The organism is Streptomyces sp. NBC_00341 (assembly GCF_041435055.1).
Classification (GTDB): domain Bacteria; phylum Actinomycetota; class Actinomycetes; order Streptomycetales; family Streptomycetaceae; genus Streptomyces.
Genome location: NZ_CP108002.1, coordinates 6,916,037 through 6,938,330, shown reverse-complemented (window position 1 = coordinate 6,938,330; position 22,294 = coordinate 6,916,037). Strand labels below are relative to the sequence as shown.

Annotated in this window: 19 protein-coding genes; 11 read left to right on the top strand and 8 right to left on the bottom strand. The window is 71.1% G+C overall.

All coding sequences use genetic code 11. The annotated features are described in order from the left end of the window. The first annotated feature begins 29 nt into the window (after positions 1-29). Complete coding sequence (locus OG892_RS31185; protein WP_327335428.1) at positions 30-992, top strand: electron transfer flavoprotein subunit alpha/FixB family protein; 963 nt, start codon at positions 30-32, stop codon at positions 990-992. Positions 993-1,076: 84 nt separating this feature from the next. On the opposite strand, the gene OG892_RS31180 is transcribed toward OG892_RS31185, so the two are convergent. Then, on the bottom strand, positions 1,077-1,676 hold the full coding sequence (locus OG892_RS31180; RefSeq protein ID WP_371630811.1) for a TetR/AcrR family transcriptional regulator: 600 nt from the start codon (positions 1,674-1,676) through the stop codon (positions 1,077-1,079). Positions 1,677-1,790: 114 nt separating this feature from the next. Between OG892_RS31180 and OG892_RS31175 the strand changes: the two genes are divergently transcribed. After that, the gene (locus tag OG892_RS31175; protein WP_371630810.1) at positions 1,791-2,612 is read left to right on the top strand and encodes an SDR family NAD(P)-dependent oxidoreductase; all 822 of its coding nucleotides are present in this window, start codon (positions 1,791-1,793) and stop codon (positions 2,610-2,612) included. 61 nt (positions 2,613-2,673) lie between these two features. Here OG892_RS31175 and OG892_RS31170 read toward each other — a convergent pair whose 3' ends face one another. Both OG892_RS31170 and OG892_RS31165 read right to left on the bottom strand, forming a co-directional pair. After that, a complete protein-coding gene (locus OG892_RS31170; RefSeq protein ID WP_328865011.1) occupies positions 2,674-3,858 on the bottom strand; it encodes a macrolide family glycosyltransferase in 1,185 nt (394 codons plus the stop codon). 294 nt (positions 3,859-4,152) lie between these two features. Further along, positions 4,153-4,794 (bottom strand): CatB-related O-acetyltransferase, encoded by a 642-nt coding sequence (locus tag OG892_RS31165; protein WP_371630809.1) that lies wholly within the window; start codon positions 4,792-4,794, stop codon positions 4,153-4,155. A gap of 41 nt (positions 4,795-4,835) precedes the next feature. Between OG892_RS31165 and OG892_RS31160 the strand changes: the two genes are divergently transcribed. Further along, positions 4,836-5,111, top strand: a complete 276-nt coding sequence (locus tag OG892_RS31160) for a hypothetical protein (protein ID WP_242436811.1) — start codon at positions 4,836-4,838, stop codon at positions 5,109-5,111. 33 nt (positions 5,112-5,144) lie between these two features. Here OG892_RS31160 and OG892_RS31155 read toward each other — a convergent pair whose 3' ends face one another. After that, the gene (locus tag OG892_RS31155; protein ID WP_073737585.1) at positions 5,145-6,515 is read right to left on the bottom strand and encodes a lipase family protein; all 1,371 of its coding nucleotides are present in this window, start codon (positions 6,513-6,515) and stop codon (positions 5,145-5,147) included. Positions 6,516-6,800: 285 nt separating this feature from the next. Here OG892_RS31155 and OG892_RS31150 point away from each other — a divergent pair, with 285 nt between their 5' ends. The 7 genes from OG892_RS31150 to OG892_RS31120 all read left to right on the top strand — a co-directional run bounded on the left by OG892_RS31150 (position 6,801) and on the right by OG892_RS31120 (position 15,963). After that, the gene (locus OG892_RS31150; RefSeq protein ID WP_073737586.1) at positions 6,801-7,616 is read left to right on the top strand and encodes an SAM-dependent methyltransferase; all 816 of its coding nucleotides are present in this window, start codon (positions 6,801-6,803) and stop codon (positions 7,614-7,616) included. 734 nt (positions 7,617-8,350) lie between these two features. Beyond that, a complete protein-coding gene (locus OG892_RS31145) occupies positions 8,351-10,705 on the top strand; it encodes a nitrate- and nitrite sensing domain-containing protein (RefSeq protein WP_371630808.1) in 2,355 nt (784 codons plus the stop codon). After that, entirely contained in the window at positions 10,702-11,106 is a 405-nt protein-coding gene (locus OG892_RS31140) for a roadblock/LC7 domain-containing protein (RefSeq protein ID WP_073737588.1), read from the top strand. Before OG892_RS31145 ends, OG892_RS31140 begins: the two co-directional genes overlap by 4 nt. 98 nt (positions 11,107-11,204) lie before the next feature. Further along, a complete protein-coding gene (locus OG892_RS31135; RefSeq protein WP_073737589.1) occupies positions 11,205-12,407 on the top strand; it encodes an ABC transporter substrate-binding protein in 1,203 nt (400 codons plus the stop codon). A gap of 1 nt (position 12,408) precedes the next feature. Next, positions 12,409-14,403 (top strand): ABC transporter permease, encoded by a 1,995-nt coding sequence (locus tag OG892_RS31130; protein ID WP_371630807.1) that lies wholly within the window; start codon positions 12,409-12,411, stop codon positions 14,401-14,403. After that, positions 14,400-15,224, top strand: coding sequence for an ABC transporter ATP-binding protein (locus OG892_RS31125; protein WP_371630806.1), 825 nt, complete (start codon positions 14,400-14,402; stop codon positions 15,222-15,224). The genes OG892_RS31130 and OG892_RS31125 overlap by 4 nt, the downstream gene beginning before the upstream one ends. A 10-nt stretch (positions 15,225-15,234) precedes the next feature. Then, a complete protein-coding gene (locus tag OG892_RS31120) occupies positions 15,235-15,963 on the top strand; it encodes an ABC transporter ATP-binding protein (RefSeq protein WP_371630805.1) in 729 nt (242 codons plus the stop codon). Between the two features lie 59 nt (positions 15,964-16,022). On the opposite strand, the gene OG892_RS31115 is transcribed toward OG892_RS31120, so the two are convergent. The 4 genes from OG892_RS31115 to OG892_RS31100 all read right to left on the bottom strand — a co-directional run bounded on the left by OG892_RS31115 (position 16,023) and on the right by OG892_RS31100 (position 20,105). Further along, the gene (locus tag OG892_RS31115; protein ID WP_371630804.1) at positions 16,023-17,240 is read right to left on the bottom strand and encodes an FAD-dependent monooxygenase; all 1,218 of its coding nucleotides are present in this window, start codon (positions 17,238-17,240) and stop codon (positions 16,023-16,025) included. A 202-nt stretch (positions 17,241-17,442) separates the two neighbouring features. After that, a complete protein-coding gene (locus OG892_RS31110) occupies positions 17,443-18,747 on the bottom strand; it encodes a helix-turn-helix domain-containing protein (protein ID WP_371630803.1) in 1,305 nt (434 codons plus the stop codon). A gap of 232 nt (positions 18,748-18,979) precedes the next feature. Further along, positions 18,980-19,183 carry a DUF397 domain-containing protein gene (locus tag OG892_RS31105; RefSeq protein WP_073737595.1) on the bottom strand — a complete coding sequence of 68 codons (204 nt, stop codon included), beginning with the start codon at positions 19,181-19,183 and terminating at the stop codon, positions 18,980-18,982. A gap of 13 nt (positions 19,184-19,196) precedes the next feature. After that, positions 19,197-20,105 carry a helix-turn-helix transcriptional regulator gene (locus tag OG892_RS31100; RefSeq protein WP_328865017.1) on the bottom strand — a complete coding sequence of 303 codons (909 nt, stop codon included), beginning with the start codon at positions 20,103-20,105 and terminating at the stop codon, positions 19,197-19,199. A gap of 739 nt (positions 20,106-20,844) precedes the next feature. On the opposite strand from OG892_RS31100, the gene OG892_RS31095 reads away from it, so the two are divergent. Next, positions 20,845-22,293: an ATP-binding protein gene (locus OG892_RS31095; RefSeq protein ID WP_371630802.1), complete on the top strand. Its 1,449-nt coding sequence runs from the start codon at positions 20,845-20,847 to the stop codon at positions 22,291-22,293. Position 22,294 lies beyond the last annotated feature (1 nt).

Sequence of the window (22,294 nt, the reverse complement as noted above, 5' to 3'; positions counted from 1 at the left end):
CTCTCGTACACGCAGGAGATTGAAGACCCATGACTGAAGTTCTTGTCTATGTCGACCATGTGGACGGTGCCGTCCGCAAGCCCACGCTGGAGCTGCTGACGCTCGCCCGGCGTATCGGTGAGCCCGTCGCTGTCGCCCTGGGCCGGGGTGCCGCGGACACCGCCGCCACGCTCGCCGAGCACGGTGCGGTCAAGGTGCTGACGGCGGATGCCTCGGAGTTCGCCGACTACCTGGTCGTGCCGAAGGTGGACGCGCTGCAGGCCGCCTTCGACGCGGTGTCGCCGGCCGCGGTGCTGCTGCCGTCCTCGGCGGAGGCCAAGGAGATCGCGGCCCGTCTCGCGGTCCGGATCGGGTCGGGCGTCATCACCGACGCCGTCGATCTGGAGGCCGGGGATCAGGGCCCGGTTGCCACGCAGGCCGCGTTCGCCGCCTCGTACACCACCAGGTCCCGTGTTTCCAGGGGTGTCCCGGTTGTCACGGTCAAGCCGAACTCGGCCCCGGTCGAGGCGGCTGCGGCGGCCGGTGCCGTCGAGGCCCTGACGGTGTCGTTCTCGGCGCAGGCCACGGGTACGAAGGTCGTCTCCCGGACCCCGCGTGAGTCGACGGGGCGTCCGGAGCTGACGGAGGCCGCGATCGTGGTCTCGGGTGGCCGGGGTGTCAACGGTGCGGAGAACTTCGCGGTGATCGAGGCGCTCGCGGACTCGCTGGGTGCGGCGGTCGGTGCCTCACGGGCGGCGGTGGACGCGGGCTGGTACCCGCACACCAACCAGGTCGGCCAGACCGGTAAGTCCGTCTCGCCGCAGCTGTACATCGCGTCGGGTATCTCGGGTGCGATCCAGCACCGGGCCGGGATGCAGACGTCGAAGACGATCGTCGCGATCAACAAGGACGCGGAGGCGCCGATCTTCGACCTCGTCGACTACGGCGTGGTGGGTGACCTCTTCAACGTCGTGCCGCAGCTGACCGACGAGGTCACCGCCCGCAAGGGCTGACCCCTCACCCGCACCACAGTCCAACGGCCCGGGGCCGCACGGTGAACACACCGCGCGGCCCCGCAGCTCTGTCTTCGAACGCGCTCACGGCCGGAAGGCCCTGAGCGCGACATCGACGAGCGCGTCGGCGTACTCGTCGGTCAGCGGGCCCGAGCGATGCAGCCAGCGCTGGAACAGCGGCGCGTAGAGCACCTCCAGGACCAGGTCGAGATCGGCGTCGGCGGCCAGCTGACCGGCCCGTTGCGCGCTGCGCAGCCGCTCCTTCTTGGCCTCGTCCACCGGCCCGGCCAGCTTCTCGCGGTACTGCGCGGCGAGCTCGGGGTCGTTGCTGATCTCGTTGTTGAGCGCCCGGACCGGCTTCTCGAACTCCGGGTCGGCGAACTCGGCCGCCGTCGTCCGCATGACCGCGCGCAGGTCGGCCTCGATGTCGCCGGTGTCCGGCAGCGCCGCGCCCTGCCCCTCGGCGCCCTCACTGAGCGCCAGAAAGGCATCGAAGATCACCGCACCCTTGGACGGCCACCAGCGGTAGATCGTCTGCTTGCCGACACCGGCCCGAGCGGCGATGGTCTCGATCGCCACCTTGCCGTACCCGACCTCGGAGACCAGCGCGCGGGTCGCCTCGAGGATCGCCCGCCGCGAATGTTCGCTTCGCCGGGAGCGGTCCGGCTGTATGGACTGGGACATGGGGGCAAGGTACCACCTCAACGAGACGGACCGGTTCGTGTTGACAAGGTCATGGGAAGCCTGCACACTCTACCGAGACGAGACGCACCGTCTCGCTTCGACGGATGGGATTCGATGACGACCGCCAAAGTCTGGTTCATCACCGGCGCTTCACGGGGCCTGGGCAGAGCGTTCACTGAGGCGGCCCTGGCCGCCGGGGACCGTGTCGTGGCCTCGGCCCGCGACGTCGAACCGCTCACGGCCCTGGCCGAGGCGTACCCGGACACTCTCGTCCGGTTGCCGCTGGACGTCTCCGACCGCAGGGCCGTGTTCGACGCAGCGGACCTCGCGGCCGCGGCCTTCGGCCGGCTCGACGTCGTGGTCAACAACGCCGGCGGCATGCTCTACGGAATGGTGGAGGAAGCCACGGAGGAACAGATCCGGGCGCATCTGGACGTCAACCTCTTCGGTGCCGTCTGGGTCACCCAGGCCGTCCTGCCCCATCTGCGAGCACAGGGCTCCGGCCGCATCCTGCAGATCACCTCGATGGGGGCCGGCGGCGGCATGGCGTCGGTCGGTTTCTACGGTGCGGGCAAGGCGGCGCTCAGTTCGGTCAGCGAGGCGCTGGCGATGGAGGTCGAGCGGTTCGGCATCAAGGTCACCGTCGTGGAGATGGGCGGCTACGACACCGGCCTGTTCACCCAGGGCACCACGATGACCGAGGCCCTCCCGCACTACGAAGCCCTGCGCGCCGAGCTGTCCGAGATGTGGGGCGACGAGACCGGACCGCCCCCGGCCACGGCCGCGCCCGTGCTCATGGAGCTGGCCGCGCTGCCGGACCCGCCCCGACGGCTCGTCGTAGGCGCCCAGTCCTATGACCAGGTCCAGGAACTGAACCGGGCCAGGACCGGGCTCTACGAGGCATGGGAGGCCCTCAGCCGCAAGGCCCCGGGCTGACCGCCCGACGACGACGAGCGGCGGGGCGCCGCTCGTCACCCCACCGCGTGCGTCCGGGAGTTCAGGCCAGCAGCTCCTCGATGAGGTCCGCGGCCCTCATGGTGCCGCCCTCGGACCTCACCTCCGCGCGCAGCCGCGCCGAACGACGCGCGACCACCGGATCGTCGACCAGCTCGACGAGGGCGGTCCGCAGCGCGTCGGCCGTGGCGTCCTCCGTGTCGATACGGCGGGCCACGCCGAGCTCCACGAGCCGGTCGGCGTTCATGAACTGATCGACGCCCTGGGGGACGGCGATCATCGGGACGCCGGCGAAGAGCCCCTCGGAACTGCCGCCCATGCCCGCGTGGGTCACGAAGGCATCGGCCTGCTCCAGGATCGACGGCTGGGGCACCCAGGAGTGCACTTCGACGTTGGACGGGATGTCACCGAGCTCGCGCCGGTCGGTGTGCCTGCCGACCTGGAGCACCACGTGCCAGCCCGGCAGGTCGCCGTACGCGGCCAGGCACTGGCGGTAGAACTCGGGCCGGTCGGTGTACGCCGAACCGAGCGAGACCAGCAGGACCCGCTCCGCGTCCGCGGGCCGGGTCCAGGTCTGCTCGCCGTCACGCGGGCCGGTGCACGAGCCGACGAACGTCACCGTGTCCGTGTCGACGTCGTCGCCGTGCGGCTGCATCGCCCGGGGGATCAGGGCGAGGGTGTTCGCGGGGCGGCTGCAGAAGACGTCCATGTCGGTGGTGGTGGCACCGCACTCGGCGAGCCACCGGCTGAACCCCGCCCGGTACGCGTCGGCGCCGGGAAGCTTCCAGAGCTGCGCCGCCACGTCCTCTCCGTAGCCCTCCCAGCCGACGATGGCCGGGGACAGTTGCATGAGGGGGCGGTTCTGCGATTCGGCCAGCGCACGCGCGGCGTACGCGCCGATGTCGTACAGATAGAGGTCCGCGGGGTCCTCGTCGTAGAAGGCCCGCAGCTGTGGGAGGGCCTGGACGGAGTCTTCGAAGAAGAGGCTCATCGCGGCGATGGGGTCGTCGGGCCAGATGTTGTCGGCCGGCAGTACGGTCGCGCACGGGACCAGCTCTGCTCCGGTGGCCTTGATCCGGTCGGCCACCATCGGGGCGTTGGCGTAGGTCACCCGGTGGCCGCGGGCCACCAGTTCGCGGATGACCTCAAGGCTCGGCAGCACGTGGCTGACGGCGGAGACACCGACCATCGCGATGTGGGCGCGGGAATGGGGACGGGGACGGGACATGGAGGATCACTCATTTCGGGTCTACGGCGGAATGGACACGACAGACCGGCGCGTCGGCCACCCCGGCGGATCTGCCGGGTCGTGGACGCGCGCAACGGTCATGCCGGACGCGGGCGGGGCACTGCCCCGTCGGCGTCAGCCGTAGATCTGAACAATGTGCATGACGCAAACCCTAGCCCGCGCCCCCGGCCCCCGGCCCCCGGCCCCCGGCCCCCGGCCCCCGCACACGAGTATTCCGCGTGCCGCGGTCCGCCGCCGCGCAACGGTGGCGCGACAGAGGGAACGCTCCGGATGTCACACGGGCGGGGCCGCGGCCTCCAGTTCGTCGACACTGCCCGACATCAGCGTCCGCACGTGCTCGGTGATGTGCTCCGCCGGCCAGTCCCACCAGGCCACCGCGAGCAGCCGGGCGATGTCCCGTTCGCTGTAGCGGGTCCGCAGGAGACGCGCCGGGTTGCCGCCGACGATCCCGTAGTCGGGCACGTCCTTGGTGACCACGGAGCCGCTGCCGATGATCGCGCCGTGCCCGATGCGCACCCCGGGCAGCACGGTGGCGCTGTGCCCGAACCAGACGTCATTGCCGACGACGGTGTCGCCCCGGCCCGGCAGTCCGGTCAGCAGGTCGAAGTGGTCCGTCCACGATCCGCCCATGGTCGGGAACGGGAAGGTGGAGGGGCCGTCCATACGGTGGTTGGCACCGTTCATGATGAACCGCACCCCGGTGCCGAGCGCGCAGAACCTGCCGATGACCAGCTTCTCCGGGCCGTAGTGGTAGAGCACATTGCGCGTCTCGAACGCGGTGGGCTCGTCCGGGTCGTCATAGTACGAGTACTCCCCCACCTCGATCAGCGGGGACTTCACCAGTGGTCTGAGCTGCACGACGCGTGGCTGGCCGGGCATCGGGTGGAGCACCGTCGGGTCGGCCGGCACTGACATGCGCGACTCCTCACGAGACAAGTGATGGGCGGGACGGGCCCATGATCGCGCCCATCGCCCCGCCGGGACAACGGGCTTTCGACACAGCAACGCGCAACCCGCCGGTTGCCCCCGAGGCTTTACGTGCAACCCTGAAGAACTCCGAGTACGGCGATTTCCCGGTACGGGTGGAGAAGGTCGAGCCGCCGACGTATCTGGCGTACCGCTGGGCCAGGGCGTTCCCGGGGGTGGAGCCGGGCGAGGGCAACAGCACCCCGGACCGGCGGCTGGCGCACATCAAGCGCGTCGCGGAGGCGGCGGAACGGGATGCGTACTGACCCGCGACGCCGCCCCGGGACGGACGGGCCGGGTCAGGGCTGGATCGGCATGCTCCAGCAGTTGGACGTGGCCGGCCGGCCCGCGAGCCGGTCGGTCAGCCATGAGATCGCGTCGCCCTGGTCGGTGATGAGCGGCACCACGTGGTTGGTGAGGAGCTTGTCGCCCAGGTTGGGCAGGATGATGGCGTCGTAGGTGACGTCGGCGCCCTTGCGGCACCAGTCCACGGCCAGTTGCCGGGCCTGTCCGTGCGGGACGATGTCGTCCTGGACGCCGGTCGCCAGGCGCACCGGTCCGGCCGGCTTGAGGGTGCCGATGCGCTGCTTGTCGAGGGCGGCCCGCGCGCGGGGCTCGGCAGCGATGACGTCACCTATGGACGCGCCGCTGTTGGTCCACTTGTTGCTCTTGGCGAAGCCGTAGCCGAGGATCGCGTCGCCCACGCACATGGTCGAGGCGTCCTTCAGCGCCGCCTTGCCCGCGGCGTTGATGTTGGCCTCGACGACGTCCCGGACGTCGGTGTCGGACTGGGCGAAGCCGTTGATCGACCAGGCCAGCGCACCGGCGAGGGCGCTGCCGTCGATGCCCTTCATGACGGCGGTCAGATCTGCGGGCGGCGCCCCCGAATAGGTGCCGGACAGTTCGACGTCGGGCGCGTAGGAGGGCTGCAGCTCGGCGGCCGAGGCGCTGGCCCCGCCGCCCTGGCTGTATCCGTACAGACCCGTGCGCGAGCCGGTCGTGATGGACGCGCCTGGCACGGCGTGCGCGGCGCGGGCCGCGTCCAGCAGTGCGTGTCCCTCGTCGACCCGGTTGACGTAGGTGTGCAGCCGGTCGGTCGCGCCGAGTCCGACGTAGTCGGTGACGACGACCGCGGTACCGGCGGCGAGCAGCCGGTAGATGGCCAGGGCCTCGTAACCGACCGACACCGTCTCGCCGTTCAGGGTCAGCGGGTACTGGAGCGCCATCGAGGGCGCGCACTGGTCGCCCTGGCCCATCGTGCCGGCGGCCACCGCCACCAGCGGCCGGGGGCCTCCGCGCTTCCAGGCGGCGGACGGCTCGATGTAGGCGCCGGTCACCGCGACCGGCTGCCCGTTGGAGTCGGTCGACCTGTACATCAGCCGGGTGGCCGTGCCGGGCATCGGGCGGCCGTCGAGGCCCGGAATGCTCAGCCCCAGAGGGAGCGGCTCATGGCGGATCAACGCGCCGTTCGCCGGGGGGAGTTCGGTGGGCGGGGTGTAGAAGTCGGGGATCGTCACACCCCGGGACACCACGGGCTCCGCCCCCTCGGCGGCCGTGGCGGGTACGGCGCACGTGATCGCGCAGGCGGTCGCCGTCACGGCGACGGCCAGCGCTCGTGCGGCGCCGGCACGTCGCGGCCGGCCTTGGGACGCAACCGACGTAACCGACACAGCCGATGTAACCGATGTATCCGGCTCCGCGGTCCTGAAGGTGGAACGCGAACGGGTGTTCTTGCGGCTCACAGCTCACTCCTCGCTCTGCTCCGATATACGGGTGAGCGCAAGCTAGCAGCGGAACTTACCGAGGGTAACCCGTCAGTAAGTTACGCTGCGGTAACCATTCCCCGTGCGGCGATGGGACCGGGTGCGCGGATGAACTGGGCTTTCCTGGCGCGCGCGTTGCCTATTCTTGGGGCCAGCTGATCACCCAACGCCTCACGCACTCTGGAGTTCACCATGTCCGTACCGGGGAACGACGCCACCTCCCTGCACATCGACACCAGCAAGCCGCACCCCGCGCGGATGTACGACTGGTTCCTCGGCGGCAAGGACAACTACCCGGTGGACGAGGCGATGGGACGCCAGATGCTCGCACTCGAACCGAGCATCCCGGTGATGGCGAAGGTGAACCGGGCCTTCATGCACCGCGCCACCCGCTGGCTCTCGAGCCAGGGCATCCGGCAGTTCCTCGACATCGGTACGGGCATACCCACCGAGCCGAACCTGCATCAGGTGGCCCAGAGTTCCGAGCCCGCCACCCGGGTCGTCTACTGCGACAACGACCCGATCGTGCTGGCCCACGCCGAAGCCCTGCTGAGCGGCACCCCGCAGGGCGCGATCGACTACGTGCAGGCCGACGCGCGCGACGTGGAAGCCATTCTCGAACACGCAGGCAAGACGCTGGACTTCAGCAAGCCGGTCGCGCTCTCACTGATCTCACTGCTGCACTTCGTGAGCGACGAGGACGGCGCCTACGAGCTGACCAGCAGGCTCTGCGACGTGCTGGCGCCGGGCAGCCACATGGTGATCTCGCACCTCACCGCCGACTTCCACCCGGAGGAGGCCCGGAAGGTCGACGAGATGTACAAGGCCAACACCCTCACGCTGGCCCCGCGCAACCGTCAGCAGTTCGCCGCCTTCTTCGACGGACTGGAGATCGTCGAGCCCGGCATCGTGGCAGCCGAGGCATGGCACCCCGAGCTCGGCGAACCGGTCCCGGGCCAGGACGACATCATCAGCGCGGGATACGTGGCGGTGGGCCGCAAGCCGTAGGGCCGCCCCCGCCCCACCGGGCTCCGCCGCCCCCGCCCCACCGGGCTCCGCCGCCCCCGCCCCACCGGGGCGGCGAGCCCGTTGCGATCGGCCACAACCGCTCAAGCACACCCGCTCAGCAGGGTCACTCCAGGCGCACACGGCATCGCCCACGATTCGTGACGGAACCTGTCGCACCCACACCGAACCTTTGCCGTAAGAGACTTGCACTCCGGCGACTACACCCGCGCCGGACGCCGATCGCCACAGGCGCCGACGGACGGAGGGGCTGTCCGAAACCGTCGTCATCGCTCATCGGATCTAACCATTCCGCAACGACGACCCCGAACCTTGCCCGGGCGACGCGACGCCGGGCGAGATGCGGCACACGCTCATTCCGTAAAGGGATACAACTACTCGTCGTCGGCGCACTCCACGCTGGTCACGGTGTTCCGACTGGGGAAGTCGCGAGATTCCGCTTACCCTCGCGGATCTCGCCCTTTGAGCGATATTGATCGAGTCGGACCGCATCAACATCGCTGTCTGCACACAAAGTTTCACCGATCTACGCATCGGTAGTTCCGTGGCACGGCATAGGATCAGGCCGCGCCACCGGGGTCCCGTCCGCCCCTCCTGTCCCATCTGCAACTGTGCACACGATGCACCCATGTCCGTACAGACTCCCCCCACACCCCGTTAACAGGTATCTGTGTGTCACCGATACTCAGCGCCGGTTCCGGTGATGGAGCCGTGCAGTGAAAATCAATCGTCGTCTTGTCCTGCTCGTCAGCGCACCCCTCACGGTTGCGGTCACCTTCTCGGTTCTCGCCCTCGCACCCGCGACCAGCCAGGCACTCCAGGCCTACCGGCTGACGAAGATGGTCGATGTCGCCGCCGCCGCAGGTGATCTGACCTATCAGCTACAGCGCGAGCGAGCCACCGCCACCGCGCTGGTCTCCAAGCAGGGAACTCCCGACGCCTTCCTCGCGAGTTCCAACGCGACCGACAAGAGCATCGCCGCCTTCAACAGCAGAACCTCCCCGCTGTCCGAGGTACCCGGCAGCGCGCAGACCGCACTGACCCGCATCCAGCGCTTCACGGAAGAGCTGCCGGCCCTGCGTGCCCAGGTGCGCTCGGGCAGCAGCACCATCTCCGCGCTCGCCTTCGGCTACCGGATCGTCATCGCCGACCTCAACGGCTACCGCGACGGCATCGCGCTGGCCGACGGAGTCGACGCCGACATCGCGGACCGCATCCGCGCCGCAGCCGCCCTGTCCGAGGCCGCGGAACACACGGCTCAACAGCAGGTCACCGTGGCGAGAGCGCAGGCCGCGGGCGGTTTCACCATCGCCTCGCAGCGGACTTTCGACGCCGGCCGGCTGGGCTACACGGAGTCGACCGGTGTCATGTTCGGCCTCGGTCCCGCCGAGTGGCGGACCTGGCTGGAGCGCACTCTCTCCGGCCCGAAGGCGCTGGCGGCCCGGCAACTGGAGGACACGATCGGGCGTACGGGCACCAGCAGGAGCATCGACGTCACCGCGCAGGAGTGGCAGAAGGCCTCCGACGACCGTCAGAGGCTGCTGCGCTCCGTGGAGAAGAGGATCGACGCATCCGTCATCGTGACGGTCTCAGAGGAGCGCACCAGCCTCATGTGGACCGCGGGCGCCGAGGTCGCCCTGGTGCTGCTGACCCTCGTGGGTGCCGTCGTCCTCGCCGTCCGCCTCGGGCGCGTCATGATCCGCCGGCTGCGCGATCTGCGTAACGCCGCGCACGAGGTCGCCCACACCGGACTCCCCGCCGTGATGCGCGAGTTGTCCCAGCCGGGCGGGCTGAGCGCCTCCACACCCGAAGAGGTCGCGGAGCGGTCGGGCAACCCGGTCGGGACGACGGGCGGGGACGAGATCGGCGAGGTGGGCGAGGCGTTCAACGCCGTCCACCACGAGGCCGTCCGGCTGGCCGCCCAACAGGCCCGGGTGCACGAGCAGTTCGCCGAGACGCTGGTCCGTGTCGCCCGACGGGGAGCTCAGCTGACCAGTGTCATGGTGTCCGAGCTCGACACGGTGCAGCGCGACGAGGCCGACCCCGACCGCATGCAGACGCTGTTCGCCCTCGACCACCTCGCCATCCGCATGGAGCGCAACACCAACAACCTTCTGGTACTGGGTGGTTACGGCAACGCCCGGGTGCGTTCGTCCGACATCGGCTGCTCCACGGTCATCGTTGCGGCGGCCCAGCAGATCGAGCGCTTCGACCGCGTGTCCCTCGGTGTCATCGAATCGGGCATCGGCATCGCCGCCCGTGCCGTGCACGACGTGGCACACATCCTGGCGGAACTCCTCGACAACGCCACCCGGTTCTCGCCTCCCGACGCACAGGTCGGGGTCGCCGTATGGCGGCTGTGGGACCGGGTCGTCGTGCAGATCGTCGACGAGGGAGTGGGGATCCCGCCCGAACGCCGCGCCGTCCACAATGCCGCGCTGCGCGAGCCGAAGGCCGGAATCGGAGACGTCCGCTCCATGGGTCTGCACGTGGTGGCCCGGCTCTCCGCACGCCACGGCATCGCGGTCGAACTGCGTGACTCCTCCGGCCCCGGCACCATCGCCGAGGTCACCCTGCCGGCCAACGTACTGACCGAGATCCCGCAGGAGACCCCGCCGGGCGCGCCCGGCGAGGAACGTGGCAACGATGTCCGCTACGAGGCGCCCCGTCCCGTCTCCGCACACGGACAGTCCGTCCGCAGGCAGCCGGGCGAAGTGACCGGGCGGCCGGCCCGGCCCGTCGGCGCTGGCTCCGTCACCGGCGGGCGGGAGCGCGCCACCACCGCGGCTCCGCATCCCGTGCAGGACGAACCCGTCTCACGCGTGGCCGGAGTCAGCTCCTCGGGCCTGCCCCTGAGGCAGCGCAACACGCCCCAGCAGTGGCCCACCCTGGGCAAGCGGGGCGGCACCGATCAGCGGTCCGGCGCCTCCGCACCGCGCCCGTCGCCCCGCCGCCGGGACTCCCGGCAGGTCTCCGACGTCCTCGCGGCCTACGCCCAGGGGATCAATCGGAGCTCGAACACCCGTGGGCGTTCCGCCACCGACGACAACACCGAACGGACCAAGAAATGACCTCACCCACCGACCTGAGCTGGATCCTGAGCGACTTCGCCGGACGCATTCCGGAGGTCACCCAGGCGATAGCCGTGTCCGTGGACGGACTCGCGCTGGCCTACACCGGTGTGGAGCGTGACGATGCCGACCGGCTGGCGGCCATCGCCTCCGGGGTCGTCAACCTGCTCTCCGCCGCGGCCCAGTTGACGAACACCGACCCCGTCGAGCACAGCCTCACCGCGATGGAGGGCGGCTACATGTTCTCGATGGCCGTCTCCAGCGGCGCCTCGCTCCTGGTGACCACCACCAGGGACGCGGACATCGGCGAGGTCAGCTACATGATGTCCGAACTGATCAACCAGGTCGGCGACGCGCTGTCTCCCCACGTCCGTACCCCGGGCATCTCGCCCACCCACTGAGTGCCGGCGGTCCCCCGACCGCCACCGGCCCGTCCGTCCGCTCCGCTCGGCGGCCGGGTCACCCCGTTCCGCCCATTACTCCCCCGATGAGAGCCCTCATGTTCTTCGACATATCCCGTCCACGCCCCCGCAGAATCCGGCCGGTGGGCGCTGCCGCCCTCGCCCTCGGGCTGGCAGCCGTCACCGGGTGCAGCAGCGACAGCGGCACCGGCGACGAGACCGTGAAGGTCGGCCTGGTGGCCTCCCTGTCCGGCACCTACAAGCCGGTCGGTACCGACCTGCGCGCCGGCTTCGAGCTGTACCTGAAGACGCACGGCAACAAGCTCGGCGGCCGCAAGGTCGAGCTGATCGTCGCGGACGAGGGCGACGGTCCGCCCACCGCCGTCCCCGCCGCCACCAAGCTGGTCAAGAAGGACAAGGTCGACGTGCTGACGGGCCTCGTCAGCGGTGGCTCGGTCGCCGCGGTGATGCCGTTGGTCAACCAGGCCAAGATCCCCTTCCTCGGGTCGAACGCCCGCCCGCCGGTCAAGGACCTCAAGTACGTCTGGACGACGAGCTTCATGTCCGACGAGCCGGGCAAGGCCATCGCCCCGTACGTCAAGGAGAAGGTGAACGGCCCGGTATACGCGATCGGCCCGGACTACCAGGGCGGGTACGACGAACTGCGCGGCTTCACGGACGAGTTCAAGCGCATCAAGGGCAAGCTCGCCAACCCGAACGGCAAGACGACCTGGACGCCGTTCCCGAAGACCACGAACTTCATGCCGTACTTCGCCGACATCGCCAAGACGGACGCGAAGGCGGTCTACTCCTTCTACGCCGGCAAGGCCGCTATCGACTTCGCCAAGCAGTACGCGCAGTCCGACGTCGCCGACCTGCCGCTGTACACGGCCTTCGTCACCGAGGGCAGCGTGCTCCAGGCGCAGGGCGACGCGGCCAAGGACATCTACTCGGTCCTGAACTACGCCCCCGACCTCGACAACACGGCCAACCGCAAGTTCGCCGCCGACTGGACGGCCGCGCACGACTCCCAGCCGACTACGTACGCGATGTCGTCGTACGACGCGGCCGCCGTGCTGGACAAGGCGATCGCCGACGCCGCGAAGAAGGGCGACGTGACGCCGGAGACCATCAACACGGCCATCGCGGGACTGGGCCAGATCGACAGCCCGCGCGGCGCCTGGGAGTTCGGCGAGAAGGCGCACTCCCCGGTGCAGAGCTGGTACCTGCGCCAGGTGCGTCCCGACGGCAACCAGCTGGCCAACGTCATGGTCCAGGACCTGGCGACGCTCGGCGGCTGATATGGAGCTTCTCGATGCCCACCTCGTGCCGGCGGTGGACGGCGTGGCCTACGGGCTGCTGCTGTTCGTGGTCGCCGCCGGCCTGAGTCTCGCGTTCGGCACGGCCGGCGTGCTGAACCTGTCGCACGGCACGCTGTACGCGATCGGCGCCTACACGGGCGCCGAGCTGAGCGACGGAACCTGGGGCGGCCTCGTCCTCGGGCTGGCCGCGGGTACCGCCGCGGCCGCCCTCGCCGGGGCGGGGCTGTCCGCCGCGACGGTTCCGCTCGCCCGGCGCGGGCATCTCGCTCAGGCACTGCTGACCTTCGGGATCGCCCTGGTCGGCGGTGATCTGCTCATCCAGCTCTTCGGCGCGGACGAGCTGCCGGTACGCGTCCCCGGGGCGCTCGACACCTCGGTCCACCTGCTGGGCCACCGCTACCCCGCCTACCGGCTCGGCTTCATCGTGATGGCCGTGCTGCTGGCGGGGTCCGGTACCTGGGTGCTCACCCGCACCCGCGTGGGGGCGGCGGTACGGGCCTCCGCCGACGATCCGCAGATGCTCGCGGCCACCGGCCACAACCCCCGGGCGGTGCACACCGGCGTCCTCGCGGCGGCGGGGGCGCTGGCCGGTGCCGCGGGAGTGCTCGGGGCACCCATCATCGGGCCCGGCCCCGGCACGTCCGAGAACGTGCTGATGCTCTCCCTCGTCGTGGTGGTCCTGGGCGGGCTCCGCTCCCTGTGGGCCACGCTCGCGGCGGCGGTCGCCGTGGGCGAGGTCCAGACACTGGGCGTCTCGGTGCTGCCGGAGCTGGCGCCGTATCTGCTGTTCGCCGCGATGGCGGCGGTGCTGGTGTTCCGCTCCCGCTTCGCGGAACCGGCGGCGGCGCACGGCTCAGAGGGCCAGTCGGCGGACCCGGTGACCCGGCTCCGCCGCCTCCTCACGGAGCGGCTGGGGAAGCGCCTCGGAGCACGTCCCCATGAGGCCCCTGCGCAGGAGGTTCCCGCACAGCCGTCCGGCGGGTTCGGGGCGTGGGTGCGCGGGGCCGCGTGGCGCCGGGCGGCCCCGCTGCTCGTCCTGCTCGTGGTGCTGATCGCGCTGCCGGGGCTGCTCGACTCGTACAGCATCTCGCTGGCCGGCTCCGCCCTGGCCCTCGGGCTCCTCGCGGTCAGTGTCACGATCCTGACCGGCTACGCGGGGCTGCCCACGCTCGGGCAGACCGCGCCGTTCGCCGTCGGCGCGTACGCCACCGCCAATCTGGCGGACGCCGGCTGGACGGTGGGCCCGGTCCAGATCGTCCTTTCGGCGCTCGCGGCCGCCGTGTTCTCCGCGGTGACCGGACCCGCCGTGATCCGGGCCCGCGGCACCACCGTGCTGATGATCACGCTCGCGGTCGGTGAGCTGGCCAGTGCGGTCATCAACCAGTTCAAGTCCGTCACCGGTGGCGCCGACGGCCTCGTCGGCTTCCCCGCCACCCGGGCGCTGTGGGGCGGCGAGGAGATGGCCGACGAGAGCGAGCTCTACACCTACGCGCTCGTCGTCGCGGTCGTCGCCGTCGCCGTCACCCTGCTGGTGCTGCGCTCCCCGGCCGGGAAGCTGCTGACCGGCACCCGGGGCGCGGAGGCGCGGATGCGTGCCTCCGGGCATCCGGTGGGGCGCTATCTGCTGGTGGCGCACATCTGCGCCGGTGCGCTGGCCGGGGTCGGCGGCTCGCTGATGGTCAGCGTGCAGCAGTACCTCTCCCCCGCCGACGTCGGCTTCGAGATCGCCGCGTTCGCACTGCTGGCGGCCGTCATCGGCGGCACGACGTCCGTCATCGGCGCCCTGCTGGGCGCCGGACTCATCGTCTTCACCCGGGACTGGGTCGCCGGTTCCTGGCCCGGACACGGACCGCTGCTCCTCGGGGCGCTGTTCATCGCCGCCGTGTATCTGCTGCCGCGCGGTCTGGCCGGTCTGCGCGGCACCCCGCGCCCGGCCGCACCCCTGCCCCTGTCCACCGGGAAGGCCGCCCCATGACGCCCGCGCACGCCGGGGCACCGGCACCGCCCGTGCTGGACCTCGACCACCTCACCCGCCGGTACGGCAGCCTCACCGCCGTCGACGACGTCAGCCTGCGGCTCCCCGCGGGTGCCCGGCACGCCGTCATCGGCCCCAACGGCGCCGGGAAGACCACGCTGCTCAACCTGATCGCGGGCACTGACCGGCCCGACCGGGGCGCCATCGCGCTGAACGGCACGGACATCACCCGGACGGCCACCGCGAAGCGCAGCCGGCTCGGGATCGCCCGCAGCTTCCAGCAGCCGTCGGTGATCTCCGAACTGACGGTGCTGGACAACGTCGTCCTGGCGGGCTGGCCGCACCACCCCGAGCGCCGGGGCGCCTGGCGCAGCCCCTCGCGCTACCGGCTGCACGAGGAGTCCGCGGCCCGCCATCTGGAGACGGTCGGGCTCGCGGACCTCGCCCACCGGCCGGCCGCCACGCTCTCGCACGGCCAGCGGCGCATGCTGGACCTCGCCGCCGCGCTGGCCGGCGAGCCCCGGCTGCTGCTGCTGGACGAGCCGGCGGCCGGGCTGACCGACGGCGACATCGGCCGGCTGCTCGCCATCCTCGGCGGTCTGCCGGACAGCATGGCGATCATCCTGGTCGAGCACCATGTCGAGGTCGTCGCCCAACTCGCCACGTCGGTCACCGTGCTGGCCGCCGGGCGGGTCCTGGTCACCGGCCCGACCCGGGAGGCGCTCGCCCACCCCGAGGTCCGCGACGCCTACCACACCACCGGCGCCATCTCAGGTGCCGAACCCGCCGCCGGCCCGCCCACCACCGACGCGAGAGGATGACCGGCCCACGATGCTCGAAATCACCGGCCTGACCGCCGGCTACCAGGGCGGCACCGTCCTCCACGGCCTCGACCTGTCGGTCCCCGCCGGTACGGTCCACGCCGTCGTCGGCCACAACGGCGCGGGCAAGACCACCCTCGTGCACACCGTCGCCGGACTGATGCGCCCCGACGCGGGGACGGTACGGCTCGGCGGCCGGGACGTGACGGGGCAGCCCGCGCACCGGATCGCGCGCGCCGGGATCGGGCTCGTCCCGCAGGGCCGCCGGGTCTTCGCGGGCCTCACCGTCGCCGAGCACCTGCGGCTGTCCCACCGGCCGCCGCGCCGGGGCGACACCGGGCGCCCCAGTGTGTGGACGCCCGCGCGGGTCCTGGAGCTGCTGCCCAGGCTGGGCGAGCGCCGGGGCAACCGGGGGGCGGATCTGTCCGGCGGCGAGCAGCAGATGCTGGCCCTGGCCCGCGCGCTGCTCGGCTCCCCCAGCGTGCTGCTGCTCGACGAGCCGACCGAGGGCCTCGCGCCCGCCCTCGTCCGCCAGGTCCACGAACTGGTGACCACGCTGGCCGCCGAGGGCATCGCCGTCCTGCTGGTGTCCCCGAGTCCGGACCGGGCGGCCGAGTGCGCCGACACGCTCACGGTGCTGACCTCTGGGCGGGTGGCGCTGCGGCAGGACGGCGCGGACGCCCGTACCGACGCCTCCGCCCTGCACGCCGCGCTCGAACTCGCGCCGACGGGGCGCTGAGCGCACGACACGGCGGGGGCGATGACCGGTTACGGCCACCGCCCCCGCCGTGCTTGGTCCTACTTGACCTTCAGGCTGTGGCCGCCGAAGCCGCTGCGCCGGTCGGAGCCGCTGTTCTGGTCCTGCCACCACCCGTCGAACTCCGGCTGCTCCATGGCCGACCAGTCCGGAGTGTTCTCGACCTGGGCACTGCCCATGCGGCGGGCGAGCGCGACCATGGCGGCCCCGACCGCGCCGCGGCCGGCGTCGTACCGCGCCAGGACCTCCTTCCAGCTCTCACCCGCCACCCAGGCGGCCTCCAGCGCGGTGGCGTCCTGGAGCGCCTTCACGCTGCCGCCGCCGATGTGCGGCCGGGCCACGCTCGCCGCGTCGCCGACGAGCGCCATCCGCCCGGAGATGTAGTGCGGGACCTCCAGGTCGTAGATCGGCTGTATGAAGGTGGTCTCGGCGGGGGTGCGCAGGACTCTGGCCGCCCAGTACGAGGGAAAGTTCTCCGCCACAAGTGCGCGCAGGTGTGCGGTGAGTTCCGCGTTGAGCCTGCCCGGCGGAAGCGAGGTCGGGGTCCGCAGGTCGGGGTGGAGACCGTCGACCTGTGGGGGCACGGTGTAGAGCACCCAGTTGAGCCGGTACCCGCCGTCACCGTCCGGGATGCGGTAGATCATGCAGTGGCCGCCGGGGAAGACGACGTTGTGCGCGGACCGCCCGTCCGAGGGCAGGCCCTCGACATCGGACGAGGTGCCGCGCCAGCCGATGTACCCGGCGTACGAGGGCGTGATGCCGGGGAACATGGCCTCGCGGACGACGGAACGGTAGCCGTCGGCGCCGATCACGAGGTCGAAGTGCTCCTCGTACCCGTCGGCCAGACGCAGCGTCACCCCGTCATCGTCCGGCTCCACACCGGTGACCACGGCACCGGAGTGGTACGTGACGCCCTCGGGGACCCGTCGGCGCAGCTCGCTCCACAGGGAGCCCCAGTTGTAGGCGCGGAAGGGAAACGGCTGCTCGCCGATGACCCGTCCGTGCTCCGCGTCGCCGTCGCGCGCGCTCCACACGCGCCGGTCCAGCGGTGCCCAGGGCATCTCGGGGGCCACGTAGCCGGCTTCCCTCAGCTCGTCGTAGCGGTCGCTGTGCAGGGCGATGCCCACGCCGCGGTCCCGGAGTTCGGCATCCGCGCGCTCGAAGACGGTGACCTTTCCGGCGCCCCCGCGCGATGCGGCCAGGGCCGTGGCACACCCCGCTATGCTGCCGCCGACCACGGCTACGCTGCCTCCACGCATGACTGGTTCTCCACTCACTTGGCTTTCCGGTCGCGGTTCGTGGGCTCTGCCGCCTCGACTCGACCGGTCGAAAATCCATAAGCATCCGGGCTCGTTGTGCCGATTCGCCACGGGACAGTCCTTGGGCAGGGCACGGACGGAATCCTATTCCAGGGGCCGTAGGCAGGTGAGCCGCGCGCACCCGGCGTGGTGTGCGGGGCGGTCATAAACGCACGGCGGACGCGATCCGTTCGCGCAGCGCGGCGACTTCCGCGTCGTCGGCATACCGCCGGCACTCCTTCGACAGGTTCATCACGTCCTCGACCGCACGGCTGGACCGGAGGCGTCCCACCTCGTCCAGGGCCCGGTGAGCCACCGGTAACGCCTCCTCCGGGTCCCCGGTCGCCATGATCAGGGTGGCGAGCTTCGTGCCGGAGAGCGCGCGCGAGCGCACATAGGCGTCGGCGTACCCGTCAACCGCCTTCGTGAGTCTGGCCACCGCCACCGCGGGCGACTGCCCGGAGAGCAGCGCCAGATCGAAGGCGGCGTGCCCGGTGTCGCCGTGATGCTGGGCATCGTCGTAGAAGCTCATCCAGACCGCGTCCTCGTCCCCCTTGGCCGGGCCGAAGACCTCGTCGGACCGGCCGATGGCCGCCAGGGCCTGGCCGGGGCGCCCCATCTTCGCCCAGGCCCTGGCACGGGCGTTGTGCAGCATCGCCTGTTCGCGGGGCGTGAGGCGGTCGGCGCGCACCAGCCCGTCCTCCGCGTGGGTGAGTCCTTCGTCCGGCATGCCGCACCAAATGGACTGCCGGGCAAGCCAGTTGAGTGCGGCTGCCCTCAGGTGCCAGTCATCGGCCCGTTCGGCGCACCGGCGGCCGAAGCGCAGGAGCCGGGTCGCGTCCTCGTGCTCGTACGCGTCGAAGGCGCTCGCCCCCATCACGATGGCCAGGCGTCCGACCGCGGCGAACAGGTCCGCTTCGAGTGCGGGCGGGCACTGGGCTGCGAGCAGGCCCCGCGCCCAGAGCAGTTGGCCGTAAAGGGAGCTGCGCACGATGCCGGCGCCCCCGTAGAGGTTGTCCCACTCGGCGATGACCGTGGCAGCGTCGAGTATCTGAGCGATGTCGTCGGGGCGTACGACAGCGGGAGGGTCGGCACGTCCCGGATCGATGAGGCCCGGGGGAAGTCCGTCGAGCCCCCACGTGGCCTGTGCGGCCTTCCCTGCCGACAGCCGGGCCGGAGCTGGACTGTCCGCATCACCGGACTGCCCGGCCGCCTCTTCCTCGACCAGACGCCACAGCCGCCGCAGCGCCCCACCGGCATCCAGGGCGTCGTCGAGCCTTCGGGCCAGCCCGGCGTCGCACAGGCGCTCGTTCTTCTCGATGCGCTCGATCATCGTGCCGCTGAGGTGGACTCTCTTCCCCAGCCCCTTCGAGGACAGCGATCTGACGTTGCGCCAGTTGCGGAGCTCCTTGCCCCACCAGGCGCGTGCGGACTTGGTGTCGTCCAGGGACTTCGGCTTCTGCGGCATTTCCTCTTCCATCGGCGCCTTGATGCGGACAGCTGTCGCGGCTGCGGACTGTCTGCATCATCATCGGCCGACGCTGCTCTCTGCCCCGGCCATGTCCTCCTCGGACTGAATACTGTAGCCAGGCGACCGCACAAGGTGTTCTCGGCAGGAGCGGGGCGAACGGCCGCATCCGGTAAGGGCGTTGACTGCCTGCTCCGCCCAGCCGGTCGGGTCGGGTCGGGTCGGTGGCAGGTCAGCGGGGTTCGGTGCCGTCGCCGCGCAGGGACGCGGTGAACTCCCGCCACGCCGGGTGCGTGAAGCTGAGGACCGCGCCGTCGGCGGTCTTCGAGTCGCGCACGAGGAACGCGTACCGCCGTTCCGCGCACTCGACGCACTCGCCGTTGGCATTGGCGCTGTAGCTGCTCTTGAAGAACTCGGGCCGGATCTGTCGTGCCATGCGCAATTCCCCGTTACTTCCGGTTTCGCAGGTGCGTCCTGCTCGCCTCGGCGATCAGTTCGGCGGAGGTGGTCGTGTCCAGTGCCTCCTGGCGCAGGAAGGCCATGGCGTCGGTGTAGCACTTCAGCGCCGGGGGTTCCTCCAGGAACAAGGAGCCGGTCTGATTCTCCAGAAAGACGACGTCCAGGGACGGGTCCGGGCCGCCGAAGACGATGAACGTGCTGAGGGCGGCGCTGTACGCCCCGGCCGAGAACGGCAGTACCTGGATGCTGATGCTCGGTTCCCGCCCCCGGGCGAGCAGATGGTCGAGCTGAGCGGACATGACCTGACCGCTCCCGACCCTGCGCCGGACAACCGCTTCGTCCAGGATGACGTGGTACACCGGTGGCGCCGCACGGTCCAGAATCCGCTGACGCAGCATGCGCATCCTCAGGAACTCCTGCAACTCCTGTGACGGAAGGGCGTTCCCCGGGGTGGCTCTGATCTCCTGGGCGTACCCCAGTGTCTGGAGCAGGCCGGGCACCACACCCACGGTGTGGTGGCTGATCCACGGCGCCTCGTTCTCCAGGGCCAGCAGCATCCGCATCTGATCGGGCAGCATCCCGGCGAACGGAATCCACCAGACCTCGTTGTCCCTGCTGTTCTTGGCCAGTTCGACGAGGAGATGACGCTCCTTGTCCGAGGCCCCGTACGCGCGGCAGAGCTGGTCGACCTGGTTCCACCGCACGTTCCCCTTGGCCCGCTCGTACCGGCTGACGGTCGCCTTCGACACCCCGGCCCGCTCGCCGGCCTCCTCGGCCGACAGTCCGCATGTATCGCGCAGGGCGAGCAGTCGAACGCCCAGCTGACGCCGCCGCGTTATCGGGCCCATTCCGCCGGAGGGCTCCGCAGCCCCGGCCGGCACCGTCAGCCCTTCGGTCATGGCACTACCCCCTTGGACATGCCGCCCCGGATTACCCGCCAACGCGTATCAGCCACAAGGAAGTTACAGTGCGGCACCGGGATTTCGCTGCCGCCGCGCCCGTGTACGCAACGCTCATGCGGACACTTACGCGGCGAGCGTTACACGGAGAGAGATCCAGGGCCATACTCCAACTCGGCAGAAACCTCGGTAGAAACACAGGCCACTTGGAACCCGTTCGAGTGAACTGGTGTCGATTGCCTCCACCCCAAGGACTTCCGCGATGGGCCACCCTACGAGCAACCGCGCAGCGGCTCATCGCTGTGAGGTCCTGAGGGCTCGCTCTGCCGCCCGCCGGACGCCGGCTGATCGCACCCCGCGGAGATTGTGATGCCCCCGACCGCCGCACGGTCACGCCACGCCAGGCCTCCCGCCGCTCCCTGTCCGCGGCCCCTGGATTCTCGGGGTGCGGAGCCCGGGAGGCTCACGACGACCGCGCGTGCGAGGAAGCCGGCCACCGAGCCGTGCGCCGGCACCGTGCCACCCGCGGGCCGTCCCGACGGCCCCTGCCCACAGATCCGGTAATCCCGGCACTACGGAGTACGGACATCATGAAACGCCATCTCCCGTGTATCGAGCAGCACCTCCTGACCGGCGACGCGCAGACCGGAGTGCCCGTCCGTGACGCCGTCCGGACCGGTCGGCTCCGCCGCCGGGGCTCCGGCCAGGCAGCCGTTTCCGTCACGATCTCGGGGGTCCGATGCTCGCGCTGACACTGGTTCTCGCGCTGCTGGCGGTAGCCGGATCGGTGCTGGCGGTCCGGTTCCGCCGCGCGGCACGCCGGGCCGAGCAACGGGCCGGGCAACTGCACGAGCACGCCGAGCGCCTCACCCAGCAGATGCAGATGACCGAGCACTTCGTGAGGCACCTGGCGACCACCGCCGTCCCGGCCCCCGCCGGCGGGGCCGGGGCGGGCCCGGCCGGCGGTATCGGCGTGACCGTTCCGCCTCAGCTGGCGGGCAGCCCCGTCGCCGAGGCCGTCGGAGCGCTGGCCGGACAGTTCTCCTTCGCCGTCAAGGTGGCGGGGAGAACGGCCGAGGAACAAGTGGCCCTGGCCCGCCGCGAAGCCGACGAACAGGTCGCTCATGCACGCAAGGAGGCCGTCGACGTCGCACGGGCGGCGGTGCGGTCCTTCGCCGCGGGCACGGTCCACCGGGCGTCGAAGCTGGGCACCAAGGTCAGTGCCGGCGTACGTCAGCACGTCTCGGACGACGCGTACGAGACCCTGGTCGAGATCGACCACCTGGCCCAGCAAATGCTGCTGACGGCCAGCGGGTACGCGGTGCTGGCGGGCGACAAGCTCTCACGGCGTCATCCGGTGACCGCGCTCGGCGAGATCGTGCGCTCCGCGATGGGCCGGGTCGAGGGCTTCCAGCGAGTGCAGCACGCGGACGTGAACACCTTCGGGGTGGAGGGCCGGGCCGTGGAAGCGGTCATCCACACACTGGCGATTCTGCTGGACAACGCCCTGCGCTATTCGGCGCCGAACACCCGGGTGCACGTCTCCCTCGAGCACGGCAACGACGCGGTCTTCCTGATCGTGGACGACGCGGGGCTGCGCATGGAGGACGAGCGGCTGGAGTGGGCCCGCCGGGTGATGTCCAGCGAGGAGCGGGACGACATCACGAAACTGGGTGCCTACCCGCAGACCGGCCTGCGCGTGGCCGGTGCCCTCGCCGCGTCCTACGGATACCGCGTCGAGGTGACGGCCCCCAACGTGTACGGCGGTACCCGCGCCTTCATCGTCCTGCCGCAGAAGCTGCTCACCACACCTCCCGCCCCGCAGCCCGCCGTCCCGGCCACCCCGCCCGCGTCCCGTCGCCGGCAGGCCCCCGCTCCGGTTGCCGCACCGGCCCCTCCGGCCCCTCCGGCCGCGCCGGCCGCCGTCGTCCGGCCGGAGACCGCCGAGGCGCCGGTTCCGGCCCCTGCCGCCGCCCCGGGGCAGGCTGCCGAACCGGAGCGGGCGGAGCCCTCGACCACGGTGAGCGGACTCACGGTCCGCCGGCGGTCCGCGCCGCCCTCCCGCCGCCACGCCGCCACCGCGGTGCCCGTGGAACCCGGTCGGCCCGAGGTGGCCACCGCCTGGCTGAACGGTGCCCGCAGCGTCCGCGACACACCGAGCACTCCCCCCGAGACCGAAGGACGTTGAC